This is a genomic window from Clostridium sp. HV4-5-A1G (assembly GCF_900184915.1).
Classification (GTDB): domain Bacteria; phylum Bacillota; class Clostridia; order Clostridiales; family Clostridiaceae; genus Clostridium_B; species Clostridium_B aromativorans.
Map to the genome: position 1 here is coordinate 1 of NZ_FXYI02000194.1, position 6,363 is coordinate 6,363.

The 6,363-nt window shown below is 31.2% G+C and carries 7 protein-coding genes; 5 read left to right on the forward strand and 2 right to left on the reverse strand.

The window, feature by feature from the left end:
* Nucleotides 1–404: 404 nt before the first annotated feature.
* The 3 genes from spoIIAA to sigF are packed head-to-tail and all read left to right on the forward strand — an operon-like array spanning nucleotide 405 to nucleotide 1,950.
* Nucleotides 405–740, forward strand: coding sequence for an anti-sigma F factor antagonist (spoIIAA, locus tag J5G60_RS15735; RefSeq protein ID WP_150358804.1), 336 nt, complete (start codon nucleotides 405–407; stop codon nucleotides 738–740).
* A gap of 16 nt (nucleotides 741–756) precedes the next feature.
* Entirely contained in the window at nucleotides 757–1,185 is a 429-nt protein-coding gene (gene spoIIAB / locus J5G60_RS15740) for an anti-sigma F factor (protein ID WP_150358805.1), read from the forward strand.
* A 9-nt stretch (nucleotides 1,186–1,194) separates the two neighbouring features.
* Nucleotides 1,195–1,950, forward strand: coding sequence for an RNA polymerase sporulation sigma factor SigF (gene sigF, locus J5G60_RS15745; RefSeq protein ID WP_150358806.1), 756 nt, complete (start codon nucleotides 1,195–1,197; stop codon nucleotides 1,948–1,950).
* A gap of 86 nt (nucleotides 1,951–2,036) precedes the next feature.
* Here sigF and J5G60_RS15750 read toward each other — a convergent pair whose 3' ends face one another.
* On the reverse strand, nucleotides 2,037–4,373 hold the full coding sequence (locus J5G60_RS15750) for a transglycosylase domain-containing protein (protein ID WP_150358807.1): 2,337 nt from the start codon (nucleotides 4,371–4,373) through the stop codon (nucleotides 2,037–2,039).
* Nucleotides 4,374–4,509: 136 nt separating this feature from the next.
* On the opposite strand from J5G60_RS15750, the gene yunB reads away from it, so the two are divergent.
* Entirely contained in the window at nucleotides 4,510–5,178 is a 669-nt protein-coding gene (yunB, locus tag J5G60_RS15755) for a sporulation protein YunB (RefSeq protein ID WP_179977872.1), read from the forward strand.
* A gap of 61 nt (nucleotides 5,179–5,239) precedes the next feature.
* Here yunB and hpt read toward each other — a convergent pair whose 3' ends face one another.
* Nucleotides 5,240–5,761 carry a hypoxanthine phosphoribosyltransferase gene (hpt, locus tag J5G60_RS15760; protein WP_150358808.1) on the reverse strand — a complete coding sequence of 174 codons (522 nt, stop codon included), beginning with the start codon at nucleotides 5,759–5,761 and terminating at the stop codon, nucleotides 5,240–5,242.
* A 300-nt stretch (nucleotides 5,762–6,061) separates the two neighbouring features.
* Between hpt and rd the strand changes: the two genes are divergently transcribed.
* Complete coding sequence (gene rd, locus J5G60_RS15765) at nucleotides 6,062–6,223, forward strand: rubredoxin (protein WP_150358809.1); 162 nt, start codon at nucleotides 6,062–6,064, stop codon at nucleotides 6,221–6,223.
* Nucleotides 6,224–6,363 lie beyond the last annotated feature (140 nt).

Sequence of the window (6,363 nt, forward strand, 5' to 3'; positions counted from 1 at the left end):
ATTTTTTTTTTAATGATAGGGCGACCACCTAGATCTACACTTCTAGCTTCGTCGGCATCGTCATATGTTTATAAGAGACAGATATAATATATGGTAAAAATGAATAATAAAATGACTAACGAAAAAAAAAGGAAGATTATTACACTTATAGAATAATAATTAAGGTAAACATTTTATTCTATAGATTACAAGGGTATTACATAAAAAATAACAGAAGGGGGGTAAAAATGTCTGGCTCGGACTATGCATATTTGCATATGCTAAAGTTTAGTGTACTAAACTTTAGTCATATAACATTAAGGCTATTATATGTTATATGGTAAATTAAAGTTAAAATTATGTTTTAACGCTAAAATTATGTTAGAAGTTTTATAGTGTAATTTTAGTAGAGCTTTGGATAATTCATGAATTTAGAATTTCAAATTAAAATCGATAAACTCATAGTGAGTATAAAAGGAGAATTAGATCATCATAGTGCAGAGGAAGTTAGAATTAAAATTGATGATAGATTGGACAGGGATGGATTGAACAAACTTATAATGGATTTTTCAGGAGTAAGTTTTATGGACAGTTCTGGAATAGGGGTGGTTATTGGAAGGTATAAAAAACTAAATTTAAAGAACGGTTCCATGTGTATTGCAGGAGCAACTGATTTGGTAAAGAGAGTATTTGAACTTTCAGGATTGTTTAAAATTATAAAGCTTTATGATAATGTTGAGGAAGCAATTGAGAATATTTAATGGGGGGATAAATATTATGTACGATAACAGTATGAAAATAGAGTTTATTAGTAAATCACAAAATGAAAGTTTTGCCAGAGTAGCAGTAGCAGCGTTTGTGTCTCAGTTAGATCCTACTATAGAAGAATTAACGGATGTTAAAACTGCAGTTTCGGAGGCTGTTACGAACTCTATTATTCATGGTTATGAAAATAAGGAAGGAATAGTTAAAATTGAGGCTTTTATTAAAAACAGAGAACTTACTTTAACTGTGGAAGATACGGGAGTGGGAATAGAGGACATAGATTTAGCGAGACAGCCGCTTTATACATCTAGACCTGATCTTGAAAGATCAGGAATGGGATTTACTGTAATGGAGACTTTTATGGATTCGCTTAAAGTGGAATCTAAAAAAAATAAAGGGACAAGATTGATAATGAAAAAAGTTTTTAATTCATTAAGTTAGGTGAATGATATGGATGAAGAAGCAGTAAAAAAATTAAAGTGTAGTTATGAAGATAACTTGGACTTAATTAAATATGCAAAGCAAGGGGATAAAGATGCCTTAAATAAATTGGTAAAATTGAATTTGCCATTGGTATCAACTATAAGCAAAAAATTTTTAAATAGAGGATACGAGTATGAGGATATATTTCAAATAGGATGTATGGGACTCATGAAGGCAATAAATAACTTTGATCCAGGTTACAATGTAAAGTTTTCTACATATGCTGTACCAATGATATTAGGAGAAATAAAGAGATTTTTAAGAGACGATGGAATGATAAAAGTGAGTAGAAGTGTAAAAAATACAGCTAAAAAACTTCATTATGATAGAGAGGCATTGACAAAAAAGTTGAATAGAGAACCTACTGTGGAAGAGCTGGCTGAATACTCTGGTGTTGAAGTTGAAGATCTGATATTTGCTACGGAGTCTGTTACCAGTTTGCAGTATCTCTATGATACTATACACCAGGATGATGGCTCCCCGGTTCTCTTAATAGATAAAATAAGTAATAATCCAAATGAAGACGTAGAAATGATAGATAGAATTGCACTTAAAGAGGCACTTAAAGATTTAGATGTAAAATCACGACAGATTATAATGCTTAGATATTTTAAAGATAAAACTCAGGTTCAGGTAGCTAAAATGTTGGGTATAAATCAGGTACAGGTTTCTAGAATAGAAAAGAAAGTGTTAAAGAACATGAGAAAAATATTAGGTGGATAGCTGAAAATAAATATCAAAGTACAAAGTTTAAATCTTCATTAATTGTACATTGCGAATTGTCTAAACTTGTACTTTGATATTTTATTCTAATTATTTGTATCTGGTGTTTTAGGAGGTATATCTCCAGGATTTTTAACATTTTCACCATCGTTTGTATCATCTTCTGAACTGCCGTCAGAATTATTCTGACCCCTGTTTAAATTGGTGTCATCTTTTTTTGTATTTCCAGTATTGGTGTCATCTGTGGACTTATTGTTATTTGTCTTATCTTTGTGTTTTGTAAAATAGTCAAAAATGTTCCAGGAGCGATGCATGTCGCATTTTTCAGTTGGAACTGTACCTGATATAAAAAATTCAGTATAGACTTTACTTCCTTCAGGATCTGTATAACAGGCTGAAACAGGTAACTTCCCTGATTCGGAACAAATTGACTGGGCCACTACTCCGGAAGGCATTTTAATATCTTTTACAGGTAAATTCTTATGAAGAGGAGACATTATATTTGCCCAGAGTTTTGCCGCAGAGTTGCTGTTGAGGGAACTGTCCAAAACTGTGTTGTCATCATTTCCAATCCAAACTGCAGCGGAATAGTAAGGCGTTAGCCCACAGAACCACAGGTTTTTGCTGTCGCTGGAAGTTCCAGTTTTACCTCTTACAGGCATATTTCCTATATTTGCACTAGGAGCAGTACCTTCAGCACTGACCGGACCTTTGAGCATATCATACATTATATATGCTGCCTGGGGAGAAAGAACTTTTTTTGTCTTGGTTTTATTCTCCAGTAGAATTTTTCCATTTCTATCCTCAACTTTAGTGTAGAGTTTTGGTGAAGTATATGTGCCTGAATTTCCAAACACCCCGTAAGCGGCAGACATTATCAATGTATTTACACCATGATGGAGTTCTCCGAGGGACAGTGCAGCTATACTACTTCTATCATCATTGTCTAGAGTAATTCCAAATTTTTCTGCATAATCGGCAGCGGTATTTAATCCCAATTTGTCTTCAAGTTTTACTGCAACTAGATTTATAGAATGAGTTATAGCTGTCCTCAAGGTCATATTTCCACCTATGTAGGTATCATCTTTAGGCTGATAGGGTTCTCCGTTGGTGGTATATTTGTAAGAAACTTCATCTGATAATGGAGAATCTTCAAAAATACTGGCTGCTGTAAATTTTTTAGAGTCTATGGCAGGACCGTATACAGTTAATGGTTTTATACTGGAACCAGAAGGTCTCAAATAATTTTCCGATGCAGCTCGGTTAAAGGATCTTGCAGGCTGTGTGCCCCTTCCACCTACCAATGCTTTGACTTCTCCAGAATGATAGTCCATGACTACAGCAGAAGCCTGAGGCTGTACAATTCCGTTTTTATCCAATGATGAAGCTTGTAAAACACTGCTGTTATCCAAAGTATTTTGAGTTTCTTGCTGTAAATTTTTATTCATTGTAGTATGTATTTTTAAACCATCGTACATAAGTAAATTTTCTATTTCGTCATCACTATAATGGTATTGTGCTTTTAAGTCTTTTTTTACCGAATTGATTACCGATACTGTAAACCATTCATTATTGTAACCATTGCTTACAGTAGGCTGTGGATTAATATTCAATTTACCTGTAGAAATGTCATTTATTGCTGAAGTATATTGAGGTTGAGATATATATCCATTTTCATACATTTTTTTTATTACGGTGGCAGTTCTATTTAAATATATAGATGGATTTTTTCGTGAGGCTGGAGAATAAGGATAATATACGGATGGACTTTGAGGCATACCTGCAATAAAAGCGCATTGAATTAAATTCAAATCTTTTGCAGGCTTTCCAAAATACTGTTTGGAAGCAGCTTCAACACCTAAGGCTCTTCCGCCTAAAAAAATTGTATTCATATATGCTTCTAGTATTTGATCTTTACTTAATTTTTGTTCAAGCTGCAGAGAAAGATATATCTCCTGTAATTTTCGTTTGTAAGATACTTCTGGTGACAAAAATATGCTTCTCACCAGCTGCTGTGTTATTGTAGATGCACCTTGAATATTTGATTCTTTTATAAATTTGCTTTTAATATCTATGAATATTACCCCGATAAGTCTTTTTAAATCTATGCCCTTATGGGTATAAAACCGTTCATCTTCTATGCTGACGAAAGCATTTTTCAAATTTTGGGGCATACTGCTAAATGGAATTACTGTTCTCTGTTGAGGAGTGACCACTGCATCCATTAGCTCATCCTTATCATCATATAGAACAGAAGGTTCGCTTAAATTTAATATTTGATTTACATCTAATTTAGGGGAGTTTTTTATAATTGCAAGGGATATACCCATTAAGACTATAAATGCTATTATTAACAGACCAGATAAAATGATAGCTACTTTTTTAAAAGTCTTGGTTTGGGTTTTTTTATGTCTTTTAACCATAATTGTCCTCCTTGTTTTAACCTTTACATTTAAATTATTATAACATAAATTAAAGTGTTAATGAAACATATAAATTTTTAGGTAAATAAAGAATCATTTATTGTCATATATTATGGTATATGATTATAAGGGTGTGATGGATATAAGAAGATTTCATGTTACTGATAATAGAGTGAAAATCCTATTTATAATAGGGTGTACATTGATGATCTTAGGACTGTTTATTTATTTTGTGAATGCAGAAATAAGTCCAGCAATTGTGAAAGCTACTGATGTGCAAGCTAGAACTATAATTACTGAAACCATAAATTCGGTAATTATAGAAGAGTATTCAAAACAATTTGATTACAAAAATATTATAGATGTAGAAAAAGATAATCAGGGGAATATAAATATGATAAGGACAGATACGTTAAAGATGAATAAAATAGCTTGTGATGTGGCTATTAAGTGTCAGCAAAGACTAAAGAAGATAGGAAAAGTTGGATTAAAAGTTCCTTTGGGATATATAATGAAAAATAATTTACTGGTATTTTTAGGGCCTAATATAACTGTCAAAATGCAGCCTGTAGGGTATATAGAAACCAAATATATATCTAGTTTTGAAAGTGTGGGCATAAACCAATCAAGACATAAAATATATGTTGAAGTAAACACGAATATGAAAATTATAATTCCCCTTGGAACTGAAGATATAAAAGTAAAAAATGAAGTACCCATATCGGATACTATTGTATTAGGTAAGGTCCCGGAAACTGCTATAAATTTAGGAATTGATAAATCAGGGTTTAAAATTTCAAATTAATTGTAAAAGATTAATAGGGGAAATAACAGAAGATTTCCCCTAAAATCATCTATGAATATAATTAGTCCCAGTTAAATATGTAAGGTATATTTCTATAATAATCTCCATAATTAAGACCATAGCCTGCTACAAATACATCAGGAATTTTAAAACAGTAAAAATCCGGTTCCAGGGAAATTTTTCGTCTTTCAGGTTTATCCAATAACACACAGGATTTTATGCTGGAAGCACCTCGCGATTTTATATAATTTATAACAAAATCCATAGTTATACCTGTATCTATTATGTCATCTACAATCAATACATCATATCCGTGAATATCATCCAATATATCATTTAATATATTTACTTTTCCCGATGACGTTTCGGAATTTTTATAACTTGAAGTTGTCATAAAACCTATTTTTAGTGGAAGATCTATTTCCCTCACTAAATCTGATGTAAATATAAAACTTCCTCTTAAAAGAGATAATACATATAAATTTTTATTTTTGTATTCTTGATTTAACAATTTCCCCAATTCTTTTATTTTTTTTGCAATTTCTTCTTTAGTTATCAGTATATTTTTTGATTTATTTTCCATTACAAACCTCCAATGATATATTATAAAACATGGTCTCAAATTTACATTATTAATATTAACAACATTTTTACGAATTTTCAATACTAGGTACTCTTTAATAATTAATTTTTAACTGTGCTCAAGAATTGCTTGATTGGGGAGAAGTTTATACAACTGCATCAGTATAGAAAAAAAGTATATGATAAAGCTAAAAAATTTATAATTAAATGATAGCATGTATTATAGAATAGTACATATTGACTTAAAAAATTGACTGTGCCATAATTATAGTATAATTTATATTACGTAGGAGGAATTACGATGGATAAATATGTTTGTACTGCTTGTGGTTATGTTTATGATCCTAAAGTAGGGGATCCTGATTCTGGAATTAAGCCAGGAACTGCTTTTAAAGATTTACCTGAAGATTGGGTATGTCCACTTTGTGGTGTGCCAAAAAGCGATTTTGAAAAAGAAAAATAATTGGTATGTTGAGATAATAATGCTAAGTAATGTAAAAAAGGTATCTGAAGATATAGTACTCTTAAAGTGTTATATCTTCAGATACTTTTTGTTATTATAAATATTTATTTATGCAGCTAAAATTTAATAGAGTATTATAT